Source organism: Mesorhizobium mediterraneum (assembly GCF_002284565.1).
In the GTDB taxonomy this organism is placed as follows: Bacteria; Pseudomonadota; Alphaproteobacteria; order Rhizobiales; family Rhizobiaceae; genus Mesorhizobium; species Mesorhizobium mediterraneum.
In genome coordinates this window covers 274683-291464 of sequence record NZ_NPKI01000032.1, presented here as the reverse complement: position 1 = coordinate 291464, position 16782 = coordinate 274683, and the positions used below count along the sequence as shown (strand labels likewise).

General features: G+C 63.0%; 16 protein-coding genes. 14 read left to right on the top strand and 2 right to left on the bottom strand.

The annotated features are described in order from the left end of the window. Nucleotides 1-2 precede the first annotated feature (2 nt). From CIT25_RS25225 to CIT25_RS25215, 3 genes are all read left to right on the top strand, one after another. A complete protein-coding gene (locus CIT25_RS25225) occupies nt 3-524 on the top strand; it encodes an RNA pyrophosphohydrolase (RefSeq protein ID WP_095487505.1) in 522 nt (173 codons plus the stop codon). Between the two features lie 89 nt (nt 525-613). Beyond that, nucleotides 614-1756 carry an alanine racemase gene (gene alr / locus CIT25_RS25220; RefSeq protein ID WP_095487503.1) on the top strand — a complete coding sequence of 381 codons (1143 nt, stop codon included), beginning with the start codon at nt 614-616 and terminating at the stop codon, nt 1754-1756. Between the two features lie 165 nt (nt 1757-1921). Then, on the top strand, nt 1922-3178 hold the full coding sequence (locus tag CIT25_RS25215; protein ID WP_095487501.1) for a D-amino acid dehydrogenase: 1257 nt from the start codon (nt 1922-1924) through the stop codon (nt 3176-3178). Between the two features lie 109 nt (nt 3179-3287). Here the strand turns inward: CIT25_RS25215 and CIT25_RS25210 are convergent, their stop codons facing one another. After that, entirely contained in the window at nt 3288-4169 is an 882-nt protein-coding gene (locus CIT25_RS25210) for a LysR family transcriptional regulator (protein ID WP_095487499.1), read from the bottom strand. A 380-nt stretch (nt 4170-4549) separates the two neighbouring features. On the opposite strand from CIT25_RS25210, the gene CIT25_RS25200 reads away from it, so the two are divergent. From CIT25_RS25200 to CIT25_RS25190, 3 genes are all read left to right on the top strand, one after another. After that, nucleotides 4550-6046 carry a CoA-acylating methylmalonate-semialdehyde dehydrogenase gene (locus CIT25_RS25200; protein ID WP_095487497.1) on the top strand — a complete coding sequence of 499 codons (1497 nt, stop codon included), beginning with the start codon at nt 4550-4552 and terminating at the stop codon, nt 6044-6046. 223 nt (nt 6047-6269) lie between these two features. Beyond that, nucleotides 6270-6569 (top strand): hypothetical protein, encoded by a 300-nt coding sequence (locus CIT25_RS25195; RefSeq protein ID WP_095487495.1) that lies wholly within the window; start codon nt 6270-6272, stop codon nt 6567-6569. A 294-nt stretch (nt 6570-6863) separates the two neighbouring features. Then, entirely contained in the window at nt 6864-7178 is a 315-nt protein-coding gene (locus CIT25_RS25190; RefSeq protein WP_095487493.1) for a hypothetical protein, read from the top strand. Between the two features lie 31 nt (nt 7179-7209). Here CIT25_RS25190 and CIT25_RS25185 read toward each other — a convergent pair whose 3' ends face one another. Then, entirely contained in the window at nt 7210-7902 is a 693-nt protein-coding gene (locus CIT25_RS25185) for a GntR family transcriptional regulator (protein ID WP_245329984.1), read from the bottom strand. Between the two features lie 69 nt (nt 7903-7971). Here CIT25_RS25185 and CIT25_RS25180 point away from each other — a divergent pair, with 69 nt between their 5' ends. From CIT25_RS25180 to CIT25_RS25145, 8 genes are all read left to right on the top strand, one after another. Continuing rightward, a complete protein-coding gene (locus CIT25_RS25180) occupies nt 7972-8865 on the top strand; it encodes a dihydrodipicolinate synthase family protein (protein WP_095487491.1) in 894 nt (297 codons plus the stop codon). Between the two features lie 48 nt (nt 8866-8913). Continuing rightward, nucleotides 8914-10251: an NAD(P)/FAD-dependent oxidoreductase gene (locus tag CIT25_RS25175; RefSeq protein WP_095487489.1), complete on the top strand. Its 1338-nt coding sequence runs from the start codon at nt 8914-8916 to the stop codon at nt 10249-10251. A 12-nt stretch (nt 10252-10263) separates the two neighbouring features. Then, a complete protein-coding gene (locus CIT25_RS25170) occupies nt 10264-11265 on the top strand; it encodes a 4-hydroxyproline epimerase (protein WP_095487487.1) in 1002 nt (333 codons plus the stop codon). A gap of 336 nt (nt 11266-11601) precedes the next feature. Beyond that, entirely contained in the window at nt 11602-12504 is a 903-nt protein-coding gene (locus tag CIT25_RS25165; protein WP_095487485.1) for a branched-chain amino acid ABC transporter permease, read from the top strand. A 4-nt stretch (nt 12505-12508) separates the two neighbouring features. Further along, nucleotides 12509-14104, top strand: a complete 1596-nt coding sequence (gene livM, locus CIT25_RS25160) for a high-affinity branched-chain amino acid ABC transporter permease LivM (protein WP_095487483.1) — start codon at nt 12509-12511, stop codon at nt 14102-14104. Further along, nucleotides 14104-15564, top strand: coding sequence for an ATP-binding cassette domain-containing protein (locus CIT25_RS25155; RefSeq protein WP_095487481.1), 1461 nt, complete (start codon nt 14104-14106; stop codon nt 15562-15564). Before livM ends, CIT25_RS25155 begins: the two co-directional genes overlap by 1 nt. Beyond that, nucleotides 15564-16292, top strand: a complete 729-nt coding sequence (locus CIT25_RS25150; RefSeq protein WP_095487479.1) for an ABC transporter ATP-binding protein — start codon at nt 15564-15566, stop codon at nt 16290-16292. Before CIT25_RS25155 ends, CIT25_RS25150 begins: the two co-directional genes overlap by 1 nt. 17 nt (nt 16293-16309) lie before the next feature. Further along, complete coding sequence (locus CIT25_RS25145) at nt 16310-16657, top strand: DUF6867 family protein (protein WP_095487477.1); 348 nt, start codon at nt 16310-16312, stop codon at nt 16655-16657. Nucleotides 16658-16782 lie beyond the last annotated feature (125 nt).

The following is a 16782-nucleotide window of genomic DNA, read 5'->3' as shown; positions in this document are numbered from 1 at the left end:
GCATGGCGAAGAGAAAACCGGTCGATCCCGAGACGCTGCCTTATCGCCCCTGTGTCGGACTGATGATACTCAATGGTGACGGCCTGGTCTGGGTCGGGCATCGCATTGCCGAGCCGGATAGCGAATTCGCCGGCACGACGCAGCTCTGGCAGATGCCGCAGGGCGGCATCGACAAGGGCGAGGAACCGCTGCAGGCGGCGCAGCGGGAACTGTATGAAGAGACCGGCATGCGCTCGGTCTCGCTGCTGGATGAGGCGCCGAACTGGATATATTACGACCTGCCGGCCGATCTGGTCGGCATCGCCTTCAAAGGGCGATATCGCGGCCAGACGCAAAAATGGTTTGCCTTCCGCTTTCACGGCGACGTGAGCGAGATTGAGATCAATCCGCCACCGGGCGGCCACACCGCCGAGTTCGACAAATGGGCATGGCGGCCGATGCAGGAATTGCCCGACCTGATCGTGCCGTTCAAGCGCAAGGTTTATGAGGACGTGGTTGCGGCGTTCCGGCATCTGGTTGCGTAGCTTGGCGCTAGCCGCGGTCGCGCCGACCACGGTTGCCGCGTCAGCGCGGTGGCCTTATTGATGGCCAATCCGCCGCAGACGGGGTTGGCATGAACGACGCCTCCAAAAAATCTCTTTCTGAAAAGGTTGCCGTCAGCGAGACAGCGGCCGGCGCCATATTGACCGTCGATCTCGGCGCCATCCGCGAAAACTACCGGCGGCTCAAGGCGCGGCTGGGCGGCGTCGGCTGCGCGGGTGTCGTCAAGGCCGACGGCTACGGGCTCGGCGGGCCCCAGGTGGCGGCAGCGCTGGCGGCCGAGGGCTGCGATATTTTCTTTGTCGCGCATCTGGTCGAAGGTGTCTTGCTGCGCCAGGTGCTCGGCTCACGGCCGGCGATCTATGTGCTGAACGGCATTCAGCCGGGCGCTGAAAGCGAAGCGGTCGAAGCGGAGCTGGGCGCGGTCATCAACAGCGTCGGCCAACTCGCCGCCTGGCGCGCGGCGGCGCAGCGGGCCGGCCGCACGCTTAAAGCTGCAATCCAGGTCGACAGCGGCATGTCGCGGCTCGGCATGGCGGCAGCGGAGGTGGAGGCCGTCGCTGCCGATCCGCAGGCGTTCGACGGTATCGACGTCACCTTTGTGATGAGCCATCTTGCTCGCGCCGACGAGCCCAAGCATCCGGCCAACGAGCAGCAGCGGCTGGAATTCGAGCGGCTGCGCAGGATGCTGCCAAAGGCGCCGGCCTCGCTCGCCAATTCCTCCGGCATCTTTCTTGGGCAGCCCTTTCATTACGACCTCGCCCGGCCCGGTGCGGCGCTCTACGGCATCAATCCGATGCCAGCGGAGGAAAATCCGATGCTGCCGGTGGTGCGGCTTCAGGCAAAGGTCATTCAGACGCGCAGCCTCGATAGGGGAGCCGGCGTCGGCTATGGCCATATTTTTCACGTGACCGAACCGCTGGCCGCAGCAACGATCTCGCTTGGCTATGCCGATGGCTGGCATCGTCGCGCGGCCTCAGCCGCCTGGTTCGAAAATGTGCCGCTGCCCTTCCTCGGACGCGTATCGATGGATTCGATCGTTCTCAACATTTCGGCCCTGCCGCCCGACAGGCTAAAGGCGGGCGATCTCGTCGAGCTGATCGGGCCGTCGCAGACGGTGGATCAGGCGGCCGGCCATGCCGGCACCATCGGCTATGAAATCCTGACCAGCCTCGGACACCGCTTTCACCGGCGCTATGTGACCGGCGCTATGTGAATGGATAGCGCGCGGGCTTTTTTATGCATGCCGTTGTCCCAAAACCGCTGCATACTTTTGGGCGACATGCTTGGGCACTTGGCGGACGCCGTAAAATCCGGCAGACAGAAGCCACGATGCCGCGCCCCAAACCCCTGACGAGACGTCGTTCTGGAGAGCTATGCGATGAAGATCTTCGTGCTGGGCGGCGGCGTTATCGGAGTCACCACCGCTTATTATCTCGCCGAGGCCGGCCATGAAGTGACGGTGATCGACCGCCAGAAGGGCCCGGCGCTGGAAACCAGCTTTGCCAATGCCGGCGAGATCTCGCCCGGCTACGCCTCGCCCTGGGCCGGTCCCGGCGTCCCGTTGAAGGCGATCAAATGGCTGTTGATGAAGCATGGTCCGCTGGTGGTGCGGCCGACTCTTGATCCGCATATGTGGCTATGGCTGGTCAGGATGCTGCGCAACTGCACGGCCGAGCGCTATGCGGTGAACAAGGCGCGCATGGTGCCGCTGGCCGAATACAGCCGCGACACGCTGAAGGCGCTGCGCGAGGCGACCGGCATCGCCTATGATGAACGCGCCAAGGGAACGCTGCAGCTTTTTCGCACGCAACAGCAGCTCGACGGCACGTCAGGCGATGTCGAGGTGCTCAAGACATATGGCGTTCCTTACGAGATTCTCGATCCCGACGGCTGCATAGCGGCCGAGCCGGGGCTGGCAGGGGTGCGTGAAAAATTCGTCGGCGGCCTGCGGCTGCCGGGCGACGAAACCGGTGACTGCAAGATGTTCACCGACCGTCTGGCCGAGCTCTGCGTGGCGCGCGGCGTCACCTTCGAATACGACATGTCGATCAGGCGCATCATCCGCAAGCGCAACAGTATCGCCAACATCAATACCAGCAAGGGCTGGAAGACTGCCGACGCCTATGTGATGGCGATGGGCAGCTATTCGGCCAAGTTCATGCGCATGCTGAGACGGTCCATACCGGTCTATCCGGTCAAGGGCTATTCGATCACCCTGCCGATCAAGGATGCTGTCGCAGCACCGGTGTCGACAGTGATGGACGAGACCTACAAGGTGGCGATCACCAGGCTCGGCGATCGCATCCGGGTCGGCGGCACAGCGGAGATTTCCGGCTTCGACCTGAGGCTGCATGAAACGCGGCGGCGCACGCTAGAACATTCGGTCGGCGACCTTTTTCCAGGCAGCGGCGACATGCGGTCAGCGAGTTTCTGGTGCGGGTTGCGGCCGATGACGCCGGACGGGCCGCCGCTGATCGGCCGCACCGAATTTTCCAACCTCTATCTCAACACCGGCCACGGCACGCTCGGCTGGACCATGGCCTGCGGCTCGGCCAAGGTGCTGGCCGACATCATCTCCAACCGGGTACCGGACATCAATGTCCGCGATCTCGGACCGGAGCGATACCAGCGGTAGGACCAGAAGGCTTCCTTCATCGAGCCCGGCCTTTGAGGGCGGTGACTTCGCCCCAAAACTGCGCAGTGTTTTGGGGACATCACAATTTCAATGGGTCGGGTGAATCTCGTCAGACGAACAATCCCCGCTCCCGTTCCACTGCCTTGGTGATGAAGCTCGCGACGATCTGGACGCGGCGCAGCGGCCTGACCGATTCGTGATAGACCAGCCAGTAGGCACGGCGGATGGGCGCGACGATGTCGACAGCCACCAGTTCCGGCATCGAGCGGGCGACGAAGGTGTGCAGGATGCCGATGCCGGCGCCGGAGCGCACCGCTTCGGCCTGGCCGAGCGCCGAGGAGATGGCGAAGCTGGTGCGCCAGTCGGCGCTGAACTCGGCCGCATAGTCGAGCGAGGGGCTGACGATGAGGTCCGGCACATAGCCGATCAGCGTGTGCCGCCCGAGCTCGGCGGGCGTTTGGGGCAGGCCATGCGCTTCGGCATAGGCCTGGGACGCGAACAGGCCGAGCGTGTAGTCGACCAGCTTGCCCGCCACCAGCCTGCCTTCGGTCGGCCGCTCGACGGTGATGGCGATGTCGGCCTCGCGCCTGGACAGCGAGAAGGAACGCGGCACCGGCACCAGCTGGATGGTAAGTTCGCGGTGAAGCGCCGTCAGTGCGCCGAGGCGTTTGGCCAGGAAGGCGACGCCGAAGCCATCAGGCGCGCCGATGCGCACGGTGCCGGAGACATCGTCGCCTTCGCCCGCCACGGTCGAGCGCGCGGCGATCATATCGCCTTCCATGCGCTCAGCGATGTCGAGGAAGCGCTCGCCCGACGGCGTCAGCTCGCTACCGGTGGTAAGCCGGCGAAAGAGTTTTGTGCGCAGCGCATCCTCAAGTGCGGCGATGCGGCGCGAGACAGTGGCGTGATTGAGCTCCAACCGCTTAGCCGCGCCGAGGATTTGGCCGGCCCGCGCCACGGCGAGGAAGATGCGGACGTCATCCCAGTTCATGGGAATGGTCCGTATGACGCCGATTACGGCAGCGCTCTAGGGCGCGCCCCTCTGTCCTGCCGGACATCTCCCCCACTTGGGGGGAGATCGGCCGGCCGCTCCGGCGGCGACTTTCTTGCAGCGTTGCGGGTTGGCGAAAGCGGGGATGACAGCCAATCTCCCCCCTCGTGGGGGAGATGTCCGGTAGGACAGAGGGGGGCGCGAAGGAACTCATCTCTCAATCCTTGCTGCTAGGGACCTGCATCCTTACTATTTGCGAGAATTGATGTTCTGCCGTCAATTGCTATCTATTTTACGCACAACGGTTGCGTTTTCGCTCGCGTTGCCATCGGTCGCGCAAAGGCGGACAATGCCGCATCACAAATACAGGGAGAGAGATCATGATCGAATACGGTCATTTCATCGGCGGCAAGCGTGTCGCTGGGACCAGCGGCCGCAAGCAGGATGTCATGCAGCCGATGGACGGCACGGTGCGCGGCACGGTGGCGCTGGCTTCGCAGGCGGAACTGCGCGCGGCGGTGGAAAACGCCAGGGCCGCGCAGCCCGGCTGGGCAGCGACCAACCCGCAGCGGCGCGTGCGCGTCTTGATGAAGTTCCTCGAACTGGTCGCCAAAGAGTATGATTCGCTGGCCGACATTCTGGCGCGCGAGCACGGCAAGACCATCGCCGACGCCAAGGGCGACATCCAGCGCGGGCTGGAAGTGGTCGAGGTCTGCATCGGCGCGCCGCATATGATGAAGGGCGAGTTCACCGATGGCGCCGGCCCCGGCATCGACGTCTATTCGATGCGCCAGCCGCTCGGCGTCGTCGCCGGCATCACGCCGTTCAATTTTCCGGCGATGATCCCGTTGTGGAAGATCGCGCCGGCCATCGCCTGCGGCAACGCCTTCATCCTGAAGCCTTCGGAGCGCGACCCGGGCGTGCCGTTGCGCATCGCGGAGCTGTTCATCGAGGCCGGCCTGCCGGCGGGCATCCTCAACGTCGTCAACGGCGACAAGGAGGCGGTCGATGCCATCCTCGACGACCCCGATATCAAGGCCATCGGCTTTGTCGGCTCGACGCCGATCGCCCACTACATCTATTCGCGCGGCACCGCCTCGGGCAAGCGCGTGCAGTGCTTCGGCGGCGCCAAGAACCACATGATCATCATGCCCGACGCCGACATGGACCAGACCGTCGACGCACTGATCGGCGCCGGCTACGGCTCGGCCGGCGAGCGCTGCATGGCGATTTCCGTCGCCGTCCCGGTCGGCAACGATACCGCCAACCGGCTGATGGAAAAGCTAGTGCCGCGGGTGGAAAGCCTGAAGGTCGGTCCCTCGACGGATTCATCCGCCGATTTCGGCCCGCTGGTGACGGCGCAGGCGCTGGAGCGGGTCAAAGGTTATGTCGACACCGGTGTCAAGGAAGGCGCCAAGCTGGTCGTCGACGGCCGCGGCTTTTCCATGCAGGGCTACGAGAACGGCTACTATATGGGCGGCTGCCTGTTCGACAACGTGACATCAGACATGCGCATCTACAAGGAAGAGATCTTTGGGCCGGTGCTCTCGGTGGTGCGCGCGCCGACCTATGAGAACGCGATCAAGCTCGCCAACGACCACGAAATGGGCAACGGCGTCGCCATCTTCACCCGCGACGGCGATGCGGCGCGCGACTTCGCCTCGAGGGTCCAGGTCGGCATGGTCGGTGTCAATGTGCCGATCCCGGTTCCGATCGCCTACTACACCTTCGGCGGCTGGAAAGCGTCCTCCTTCGGCGACCTCAACCAGCACGGACCGGACGCGTTCCGTTTCTATACCAAGACCAAGACGGTGACCTCGCGCTGGCCGTCAGGTGTGAAAGATGGGGCAGAGTTCGTCATCCCGACGATGAACTAGCCGGACGGTTCCGGATTCAGATTGAAGACGAAGAGGCCCGGCTAGAGACCGGGCCTTTTTGCTGACCGGTCGCGGTCCATATATTCCTGAACGCTAATGTGATGGAACCGGGCGGGCAGCAGAAGTCTTAACTTGCAATCCTGCCGCGAAGGAGGCGCGGCAGATCAACCAACGGCGCTGGCGACAGCTGCGGGGGCATCGGTCGGCGCAAGGGAGGTGTCAGATGACACGTCTTATGGTGACGATACTTTGCGCCGCCGCGGCGGCGTTTTCCGCCGCCCCGGCAATGGCGGCCGAACAATGCGCGGCACGAGCCGACATGATCAAGGCGCTCGGCGAGAAGTTCCGTGAAAATCCGACCGCGCTCGGCGTCGTCAATCGGAATGTGATCGTTGAAGTCTTCGTTTCCGACCAAGGCACCTGGACCATCCTCGCCAGCGACACACGCGGTCAAAGCTGCGTGGTTTCGGTGGGTGAAGGCTGGGAGAGCGCGGTGACGACAGCGGCGCTGCCAGGCACCTGAGCGTGGCCCTTTTTTTGCTGCGGCCGCGGTTTCGGCATAGCCGCGCAGGCCGCGGTTCTCTGCGATCACCTTGAAACGGATCCACAGGCGCCCGCTGCGGGCGCCTGCTTGCGCTTTTTCGTTGCCGACACCATATATGGAACATAGTGGGAACATCAAAAATCGTCCCCGCTGATGACAGACCGGAACACGGAAAGGAACGACGCGATGGTGATGACGTCGGAACCGGCCTGGATCGTTTCGGCAAAATGAGGCGTCTCCCTTTGCCGGACGTGATGGCAAAGGAGGTGCCCTATGGCACGCAAATCGCTATTGGGTTGGGTGAAAACCCTGGTTCTTGCTGGCGCATTGGCGGCGGGTACGAACGCCGCAAGCGCCCAATATCAGTACTGCGTTGAACATGGCGATCTCGTCGCCCACCTGACTGAGAATTTCCAGGAAAGACAGTTTGCTTTCGGGCTGATCGGTCAAGTGGCGATCATGGAAGTTTTTGTCGCCGAGACCGGAAGCTGGACGATCATCGTCACCGATGTCGCCGGCAGAAGCTGCATCGTCGCGGCCGGCGAACATTGGGAAAACGTGGTGATCCCGGCCGACCAGGACGCATGACGGTCAGGACACATTGATCGGATGAGCGGTCTCAGCGCGTAGCGGCCGTCTCGGCATGGCCGCGTAGCAGCGCCATCAGGCGCTTGGCATCTTTAGCGGCAGCATCTTCGTCGCCGGCGAGGATCGAGCGGATCAGCGCGACGTGGTGCTCGGCCGATTCGGCGAGCCCGGTTTCGGCCTTGTAGCGGAACCAGAAGCGGCGGCTGTGGGTCTGCAAGGGGGCGGCCAGCCGTGCGGCGAAGGGGTTGTCGGCAGCCAGCGCCAGCGCCTCGTCGAGCGCCTTGTCGGCTTGAATGAAGGCCAGCACATTGCCTGATATCACCGCTTTCTGCATGGCCAGTGCCGCATCGTGAAACAGGTCAGCGGCTTCACGGGTGACGAAGCGGGCGGCCGAGCGGGCGAGAACCACCTCGATGCCACGCCGCGCATCGAGGACGCGCAACCAGTCGCCGGGATGGAGCGGGGCAATGGCGATGCCGGCACGGGGCCGGACATCCAGCAGTCCTTCCCAAGCCAGTCGCTGGATCGCCTCGCGCACCGGCGTGCGGCCAAGCCCGAGCCTGTCGATCAGGGCGCCCTCGGTGATGAAGCTTGCAGGCGCCAGTTCGAGCGTCACGATCATATGCTCGAGCACACGGTAGGCTTTCGCCGCCACAGGCTCGAATGCCGGGCTTGTGTCACTGAATATCAAAGGTGAGCTCCTGATATATTTTCGATATATCATAGCGAAATCCGTGTTGACAGTCCGTTTCTTAATAAATATACGACTGATATATCAGATGGAGCGACCACCATGTGGACCGGAGTTTTCCCCGCCGTCACGACCAAATTCACTGAGGACGATCGTCTCGACCATGGCGAGATGGAGCGCTGCTTTGCGCTGCAGATGGAGGCCGGCTGCGACGGCATCATCGTCTGCGGCTCGCTCGGCGAAGGGCCGATGCTGTCACATGACGAGAAGATCGACGTGCTGAAGACCGCGCAGAAGATCGCAGGCAACAAGCCGGTTCTGCTGACGGTCAACGAAGCCGGCACGCGCGAGGCGGCGGCGATCGCGCGCCGCGCCGCGAAAGAGGGCGCCAACGGGCTGATGGTGGTGCCGAGCCCGATCTACCACACCAATGAGGAGGAGACGGTCGCCGCACTGCGCGCTGTCGCCGAGGCCGGCGACCTGCCGGTGATGATCTATTCCAACCGGCTTGCCTATCGTGTCGACGTTACCGTCGACCAGATGGAGGAGCTGGCGAAGGACAAGCGCTTTGTCGCCATCAAGGAATCCTCGGACGACATCCGCCGCTCGACCGAGATCATCAACCGCTTCGGCGACCGCTACGACCTGTTCACCGGCGTCGACAATCTGGCGTTCGAGGCGCTGTCGGTCGGCGCCATCGGCTGGGTGGCGGGGCTGGTCACCGCGTTTCCGCGCGAGACGGTCGCCATCTACCAGTTGATGAAGCAGGGTCGCCGCGAGGAGGCACTGAAAATCTACCGCTGGTTCCGGCCGCTGCTCGACCTCGACGTCTCGACCTATCTGGTGCAGAACATCAAGCTCGCCGAAGTCTTGGCGATCAGCACCAACGACCGCGTGCGCATGCCGCGCCAGCCATTGTCGGGCGAGCGCCGCAGGACGGTCGAAAAGATCGTCAGGGATGCGCTGGGGGCAAGGCCGGAGCTGCCGACGTTTTGAGGCAAGCTCTCTTCTTCCCGTTTTACGGGAGAAGATGGCGGCAGCCAGATGAGGGGCAGCGCCCACGTGCAAGGAATTTCCAAGTCGGCAAAAGCGGGGAGCCGCCCCTCATCCGCCCTTCGAGCACCTTCTCCCCGTGAACGGGGAAAAGGGGAAGACATCGCCATTATCGGCGGCGGCATCATCGGCGTCTGTGTCGCCGCCTATCTGGCCGAGGCAGGGCGAAACGTCACGATCTTCGATCGGACGGGGATCTGCGAGGAGACGAGTTCCGGCAATGCCGCCGCCTTGGCCTTTTCCGACGTGCTGCCGCTGGCCCACAAGGGCATGATCAGGCATCTGCCAAAATGGCTTGCCGATCCGCTCGGCCCGCTCAGCATCCCGCCCGCCTACCTGCCGAAGCTGTTGCCCTGGCTTGTCCGCTTCTGGCGCGCCGGGCGAAGCGACCGCTACGAGGCCAGCCTCGCGGCGCAGGCCGGCATGATGCGGCTCGCCGAGGCCGAATGGGTCGGGCTGATGGCGCGCTCGGGCACCGGAAACATGCTGCGCGAGGACGGCTCGCTCGAACTTTACGAGAGCGAGGCCGAGTTCAAGGCGTCGCTGCCCGGCTGGGCGGCCAGGCAGCGCTTCGGCATCGGCTTCAGCCATGTCGAAGGCGATGCTCTCGCCGCCTTGCAGCCGGGCCTGTCGCCGCGCTTCGTCAAGGGTACTTTCGTGCCGGGATGGAAGACCGTTACGGACCCGAAATCATTGGGCAAAGCGATCTGGGCCTATGCCGAGAAGAACGGTGCGCGTTTCGAAAAGGCTCGGATCGACCGTGTCGGAGCGGGGCAGGATGGCGCGACATTGACGCTGGCCGACGGCACGGCGCGGCAGGCAAAATGCCTCGTCATCGCCGCTGGCGCGTGGTCGCATCTGCTGGCGAAACATCTCGGCGACCGCATCCCGCTCGAAACCGAGCGCGGCTACAACACGACCCTGCCGAAGACCGCCTTCGACGTGAAGCGGCAACTGATCTTCTCCGGCCATGGCTTCGTCGTCACCCCGCTTGAAACCGGTGTGCGCGTCGGCGGCGCCGTCGAGCTCGGTGGCATCGAGCGGCCGCCAAACTACGCCCGCTCGAAAGCGCTGCTCGAAAAGGCCAAAAGCTTCCTGCCGGGGCTTGATCCGGCCGGTGGCCGCGAATGGATGGGGTTCCGGCCGTCGCTGCCGGATTCGCTACCGGTGATCGGTGCCGCCAGGCAGGCCGGCACGATTGTCTATGCCTTCGGCCACGGCCATCTCGGCCTGACCCAGGCGGCTGCCACCGGACGCTTGATCCGCGATCTCATTCTCGGCCAAAATCCGGTGTTTGATCTTTCTCCGTTTTCTCCGAACCGCTTCTGACGGGATCTAGAAATGGCGCGCCACTCCTTCTTCTGCATCGACGGTCACACCTGCGGCAATCCCGTGCGGCTTGTCGCCGGCGGCGGACCGCTGCTCCAGGGCGCGACGATGATGGAGCGGCGCGCGCATTTCCTGGCCGAATATGACTGGATCCGCACCGGGCTGATGTTCGAGCCGCGCGGCCATGACGTGATGTCCGGCTCGATCCTCTATCCGCCGACGAGGCCCGATTGCGACATCGCCATACTGTTCATCGAAACCTCGGGCTGCCTGCCAATGTGCGGTCACGGCACCATCGGCACGGTGACGATGGCCATCGAGCACGGGCTCATCAAGCCGAAGACGCCGGGTTTGCTGAGGCTGGACACGCCGGCCGGCCTGGTCACCGCCGAGTACAAACAGGTCGGCGACTATGTCGAGGAGGTGCGCATCACCAACGTCCCGTCCTTCCTCTATGCCGAGGGTCTGACGGTCGAATGTCCGCAACTCGGCGAGATCAGTGTCGATGTCGCCTATGGCGGCAATTTCTACGCCATCGTCGAGCCGCAGAAGAACTATCGCGACATGGCCGAGCATTCCGCCGGCGACCTCATCGCCTGGAGCCCGGTGGTGCGGCAGCGGCTCAACGAAAAGTACTCTTTCGTGCATCCCGACAATCCCGGCATCGACCGGCTGTCGCATATGCTGTGGACGGGGGCGCCGACCGACAGCCAAGCCGATGCGCGCAACGCCGTTTTCTACGGCGACAAGGCGATCGACCGCTCGCCTTGCGGCACCGGCACCTCGGCGCGGATGGCGCAGCTTCACGCCAAGGGCAAGCTTAGAGCCGGCGACGATTTCGTCCATGAATCTATCATCGGCTCGCTGTTCAAGGGCAGGGTCGAGAAAGAAGTCACGGTGGCAGGCAAGCCCGCGATCATTCCCTCGATCGGCGGCTGGGCGCGCATGACCGGATTGAACACGATCTTCATCGACGACCGCGATCCGTTCGCGCACGGATTCGTCGTCAAATAGAGAGGATCCTAACCCAAGGGAAACGAATGGAATGCAAAGATCGACTGCGTCGGCGGCGCAACGATCCCGCTCATCAACTTATTTTGACGGCGATTCCTTCGAAACGACGTGCATTTTGACGCCGAATCGTCAAAGACATTGCGTTATGCCAATGATAGGGTCCGCGATAGTCCAGAGGCCGGAAGGGAAAGAACGGGCAATCCGAGCGGCGTGCTTCAAAATCACGCATCACGATTAAAAAATGACGTTGCAATCCGGGCTCGAAACTTTACGACTAGGGGAAATACGAAAAGGAATGCGTCTGCATGGGCGACATTCCAGGGGAGCCACGACAGCATGCAGTATTTTGTCCAGCAGCTTATCAACGGGCTGACGCTGGGATCGATCTATGGACTGATAGCGATCGGCTATACGATGGTCTACGGCATCATCGGCATGATCAATTTCGCCCATGGCGACATCTTCATGATCGGCGCCTTCACCGCCCTCATCGTTTTCCTTATCCTCGGTGCGTTGTTCTATTCGGTGCCGGTGGTGATCGCGCTCCTGGTCATGATGATCGTGGCGATGCTGCTGACCAGCCTGTATAACTGGACGATCGAGAAGGTGGCCTACCGGCCCTTGCGCGGCTCGTTCCGGCTGGCGCCGCTGATCACCGCTATCGGCATGTCGATCGCGCTGTCCAACTTCGTCCAGGTGACGCAAGGCCCGCGCAACAAGCCGATCCCGCCGATGGTGTCCAAGGTCTACAATATCGAGGGCATCAGCGTATCGCTGAAGCAGATCATCATCGTCGTCGTCACCGCGCTGCTGCTGGCGCTGTTCTGGTACCTGGTCAACAAGACCTCGCTTGGTCGAGCGCAAAGAGCGTGCGAGCAGGACCGCAAGATGGCGGCGCTGCTCGGTATCGACGTCGACCGCACCATCTCGATCACCTTCGTCATGGGCGCGGCCCTTGCCGCCGTCGCCGGCACGCTGTTCCTGATGTATTACGGCGTCATCGCCTTCTCCGACGGCTTCACGCCCGGCGTGAAGGCGTTCACCGCGGCCGTGCTCGGCGGCATCGGCTCGCTGCCCGGCGCCGTGCTCGGTGGGCTGATGATCGGCTTCATCGAGAGCATGTGGTCGGCCTATTTCTCGATCGACTACAAGGACGTCGCCGCCTTCTCCATCCTGGCGATCGTGTTGATCTTCCTGCCTTCCGGCATTCTGGGCCGGCCAGAAGTCGAAAAGGTCTGAGATCATGGTCGGCACCGTATCTCCGGAGCGCGACATCGTCGCCACACCTGTGCAGCGCGCCACGCGCGAGGCGCTTTATGCCGGCGCCATCGCGCTCGGCCTGTTCGTGCTGTTCATCGGCCTGAGGACCGATCAGAACATCTCGAACGAACTGATCCTCGTACAGCGCTGGTGGCTTCTCTTTACCGTGGTTGTGCTGACCATGGTCGGGCGCTTTGTCTATGTCGCCTATGGCCAACCCTTCCTGGCCAGCCAGAAGGTCGTCGACATCGCCACCGGCCTGTTGCCGGAGAGCGCGGCGACGCGGTTCTTCCGGTTGCCGTATTTCATCGCGGCCATCGTGATTGTTGCCGTGCTTGCTCTTCTGGCCGGCTCCCTCGATGATTTGCTGGGGCCGGGTCTTGCCGGTTACGCACGGTTCGCGCGAGCGCTGGCGATCATCTATGCCCTCGCCTCGGTGCTGTTCTATTTCCGCAGCTTCATCCATGCCCACTTCTCGGCATTGGGCATCGCCGCACTGGCGATTTATCCTGTCGTCGTCGTGCTGGTGCTTGCGGTGTACAGCGGATCGATGGTGGGCGGCTTTCAGGGCTCGCTGAAATGGGTCGACAATTTCGGCATCCAGATCCTGATCTATGTGATGCTGGCGTGGGGGCTGAATATCGTCGTTGGCCTCGCCGGCTTGCTCGACCTCGGCTATGTCGCGTTCTACGCCGTCGGCGCCTATGCCTATGCGCTGCTCGGCACGCATTTTGGTCTGTCGTTCTGGATCCTGCTGCCGGCCGCCGGGGCCATGGCCGCCTTCTGGGGCGTGCTTTTGGGCTTTCCGGTGCTGCGCCTGCGCGGCGACTATCTGGCGATTGTGACGCTGGCCTTCGGCGAGATCATTCGTCTCGTGCTGATCAACTGGCGCGAGGTCACCAACGGCTCGGCCGGCATTTCCGGTATCCCGAAGGTCTCTTTCTTCGGGCTGATGTCGTTCAACGTCGCGGACGAAAACTATATCGCCAAGGTGCTCGACATCGCCCAGTCGGGCGCCTACTACAAGATCTTCCTCTACTACCTGATCCTCGGGCTCTGCCTGCTCACCGCCTTCGTCACTATAAGGCTCAGGCGCATGCCCGTCGGCCGCGCCTGGGAAGCGCTGCGAGAGGACGAGATCGCCTGCCGCTCGCTCGGCATCAACACCACCACCACCAAGCTCACCGCCTTTGCCACCGGCGCCATGTTCGGCGGCTTCGCCGGCTCGTTCTTCGCCGCGCGGCAAGGTTTCGTCAGCCCTGAATCCTTCATCTTCCTGGAATCGGCGATCATCCTCGCCATCGTCGTGCTCGGCGGCATGGGCTCGCTGGTCGGCATCGCCGTCGCCGCCATGGTGATGATCGGCGGCACCGAGGCGCTGCGCGAACTCGATTTCCTGAAGCAGGTCTTCGGTCCAGATTTCACCCCGGAACTCTACCGCATGCTGCTGTTCGGTATAGCCATGGTCATCGTCATGGTTTGGAAGCCGCGTGGCTTCGTCGGCAGCCGCGAGCCGACAGCCTTCCTCAAGGAGAGCAGGGCCGTATCCGGCTCCTTCACCAAGGAAGGCCACGGCTGATGAGTGATGCGAGCCTATCCATGAACGATGCCATCCTGCAGGTCGAGCATCTGTCGATGAAGTTCGGCGGTCTCGTTGCCATCGGCGACCTGACCTTCCAGGCCAAGCGCGGCGAGATCACCGCGCTGATCGGGCCGAACGGCGCCGGCAAGACCACCGTGTTCAACTGCATCACCGGTTTCTACAAGCCGTCGGAAGGCATGCTCACGCTCAATCGGCGCGACGGCTCGAGCTATCTGCTTGAACGCCTGCCGAATCATGAGATCCCGGCGCGCGCCAAGGTGGCGCGCACTTTCCAGAACATTCGTCTGTTCTCGGGCATGACGCTGCTGGAGAACCTGCTGGTGGCGCAGCACAACAAGTTGATGAAGGCATCCGGCTACACCATCCTCGGTCTGTTCGGCTTCGCCGGCTACCGGACAGCGTCGGCCGAGTCGATCGACCTGGCGAGACACTGGCTGGAAAAGGCCGATCTCGTCGACCGAGCCGACGATCCGGCCGGCGACCTGCCCTACGGCGCGCAACGGCGCCTGGAGATCGCGCGGGCCATGTGCACGGGTCCGGAGCTGCTCTGCCTCGACGAACCGGCCGCCGGCCTCAATCCGAAGGAATCGATGGCGCTCAATGAGCTCCTGATGGACATCAAAGACAACACCGGCACCTCAATCTTGCTGATCGAGCACGACATGGCGGTGGTCATGCAGATTTCCGACCATGTCGTGGTGCTCGAATACGGGCGCAAGATCTCGGACGGCAGTCCGCAAGCGGTACGCACCGACCCGCGTGTCATCGCCGCCTATCTCGGGGTCGAAGACGAGGAAGTCGAGACGGTGCTGACCGAGGTCGGCGACGAAGACGTCATCGAGCAATTGGATACGGGCCCGGATTCGGCGCACGGGCCGGGCACATCATCTTCGTATCTTGCCGGGCCGGTGACCGACACGGTCGGCCATAGCGAGGGCGAACGCGTCACGGTGTCGAAGGGCGCCTCGAAAGCCGGGCAAGTCGATGCAAGGTCGAGTGCCGCAGCAAGTAAGCCAAGCTCGAAGCTTGCCGCAGCCGAGCCCCGCGCGAAATCTTCTGCCGCTGCAAAGCCAGCCACCAAGGCACCGGCCAAAAAGGCCGCGGGCGTTTCGAACCGCCTCACAGCACCGCGCGGCGGCAAGGCCGACAATCTGACCCGCATCAAGGGCATCGGCACGGTCAACGAGAAGAAGCTCAACCAGCACGGCATCTTCCATTTCGACCAGATCGCGGCATGGAAGAAGGCCGACGTCGTCGCCGTCGAAGCCTATCTGGCCTTCGACGGGCGCATTGCACGCGAGGACTGGGTTGGCCAGGCCAAGCTTCTTGCCGCTGGCAAGGAGACGGAATTTTCGCGTCGCGTCGATGCGGGGAAGGTGGAGACAAGCCATGTCTCTGCAACGCCTGCGGCGGGCAAGCGCGGAGGGCGCAAGTGATGGCCGGCACAACGCTGCTCGATATCAAGGGTGTCCAGACCTACTACGGCAACATCAGGGCGCTGAACGGCGTCGATGTCACCGTCAAGCAGGGCGAGATCGTGGCGCTGATCGGCGCCAACGGCGCCGGTAAGTCGACGCTGATGATGACCATTTTCGGTGCTCCACGGGCGCGGGCGGGTACCATCACCTTCGCCGGCACCGACATCACCCAGCTGCCGACCCATGAGATCGCGCGCATGCGCATCGCCCAGTCGCCGGAGGGCCGGCGCATCTTCCCGCGCATGACGGTGATGGAAAACCTGCAGATGGGCGCCAGCCTCGACAACCTCCAGCATTACGACGAGGACGCCGAGAAGGTGTTCACGCTGTTTCCGCGCCTGAAGGAACGCATTGCCCAGCGCGGCGGCACGCTGTCGGGCGGCGAGCAGCAGATGCTGTCGATCGCGCGCGCGCTGATGGCGCGGCCGAAGCTGCTCCTGCTCGACGAGCCGTCGCTGGGCCTGGCGCCGCTGATCGTCAAGCAGATCTTCGACGCCATCCGCGAGTTGAACCGCACGCAGGGGCTGACCGTGTTCCTGGTCGAGCAGAACGCCTTCGGCGCGCTGAAGCTCGCCACGCGGGGCTATGTCATGGTCAACGGCAATGTGACGATGAGCGGCACCGGCAAGGAGCTGCTCGCCGATCCGGACGTGCGTGCCGCCTATCTCGAAGGCGGCCATCACTGAGTTCAGGAGTCTTCATCATGCAGGGCATTCTCTATGAGGAACCCTCGGTCTGGCAGTTCTTCTTCGTCACCTGCCTGCTTGGCGGCTGGGCGGCCTGGATGACGGGCAAGGCCTGCGCCCAGACATGGCGCAGCTTCGTCCAGTTGTTCGCTTACATGCTCGGCCTCGGCATCGCCGTAAGGTTCATCCATCACGCGCTGTTCGGCGGCACGATGTTCTCACTGCAGTACTACATCGTCGATACCATCGTCCTGATGATATTGGGCTTCATCGGCTATCAATACACGCGCACCAACCAGATGGTGACACAGTATAGCTGGCTCTACGAAAGAGCATCGCTTTTGAGTTGGAAACCAAAAGGTTGATGTTCATCATTAACGCCGTTTCGGGGATGAATCGGCGTGACAAGCGCCTGAAAATCGGCAAAGTACGTTTTCTGCGAGTAAAAGTGGGCATCGCATGAAAGCATCATTCACGCCCACTCTGTAAA

Bases quoted from the DNA above. Each gene is read 5' to 3' on its own strand.
- CIT25_RS25200 (WP_095487497.1), top strand. From the start codon at position 4,550: ATGATCGAATACGGTCATTTCATCGGCGGCAAGCGTGTCGCTGGGACC.
- CIT25_RS25165 (WP_095487485.1), top strand. From the start codon at position 11,602: ATGCAGTATTTTGTCCAGCAGCTTATCAACGGGCTGACGCTGGGATCG.
- CIT25_RS25155 (WP_095487481.1), top strand. From the start codon at position 14,104: ATGAGTGATGCGAGCCTATCCATGAACGATGCCATCCTGCAGGTCGAG.
- CIT25_RS25225 (WP_095487505.1), top strand. From the start codon at position 3: ATGGCGAAGAGAAAACCGGTCGATCCCGAGACGCTGCCTTATCGCCCC.
- CIT25_RS25170 (WP_095487487.1), top strand. From the start codon at position 10,264: ATGGCGCGCCACTCCTTCTTCTGCATCGACGGTCACACCTGCGGCAAT.
- CIT25_RS25180 (WP_095487491.1), top strand. From the start codon at position 7,972: ATGTGGACCGGAGTTTTCCCCGCCGTCACGACCAAATTCACTGAGGAC.
- CIT25_RS25210 (WP_095487499.1), bottom strand. From the start codon at position 4,169: ATGAACTGGGATGACGTCCGCATCTTCCTCGCCGTGGCGCGGGCCGGC.
- CIT25_RS25215 (WP_095487501.1), top strand. From the start codon at position 1,922: ATGAAGATCTTCGTGCTGGGCGGCGGCGTTATCGGAGTCACCACCGCT.
- livM (WP_095487483.1), top strand. From the start codon at position 12,509: ATGGTCGGCACCGTATCTCCGGAGCGCGACATCGTCGCCACACCTGTG.
- CIT25_RS25185 (WP_245329984.1), bottom strand. From the start codon at position 7,902: ATGATATATCGAAAATATATCAGGAGCTCACCTTTGATATTCAGTGAC.
- CIT25_RS25195 (WP_095487495.1), top strand. From the start codon at position 6,270: ATGACACGTCTTATGGTGACGATACTTTGCGCCGCCGCGGCGGCGTTT.
- alr (WP_095487503.1), top strand. From the start codon at position 614: ATGAACGACGCCTCCAAAAAATCTCTTTCTGAAAAGGTTGCCGTCAGC.
- CIT25_RS25145 (WP_095487477.1), top strand. From the start codon at position 16,310: ATGCAGGGCATTCTCTATGAGGAACCCTCGGTCTGGCAGTTCTTCTTC.
- CIT25_RS25190 (WP_095487493.1), top strand. From the start codon at position 6,864: ATGGCACGCAAATCGCTATTGGGTTGGGTGAAAACCCTGGTTCTTGCT.
- CIT25_RS25175 (WP_095487489.1), top strand. From the start codon at position 8,914: ATGAGGGGCAGCGCCCACGTGCAAGGAATTTCCAAGTCGGCAAAAGCG.
- CIT25_RS25150 (WP_095487479.1), top strand. From the start codon at position 15,564: ATGGCCGGCACAACGCTGCTCGATATCAAGGGTGTCCAGACCTACTAC.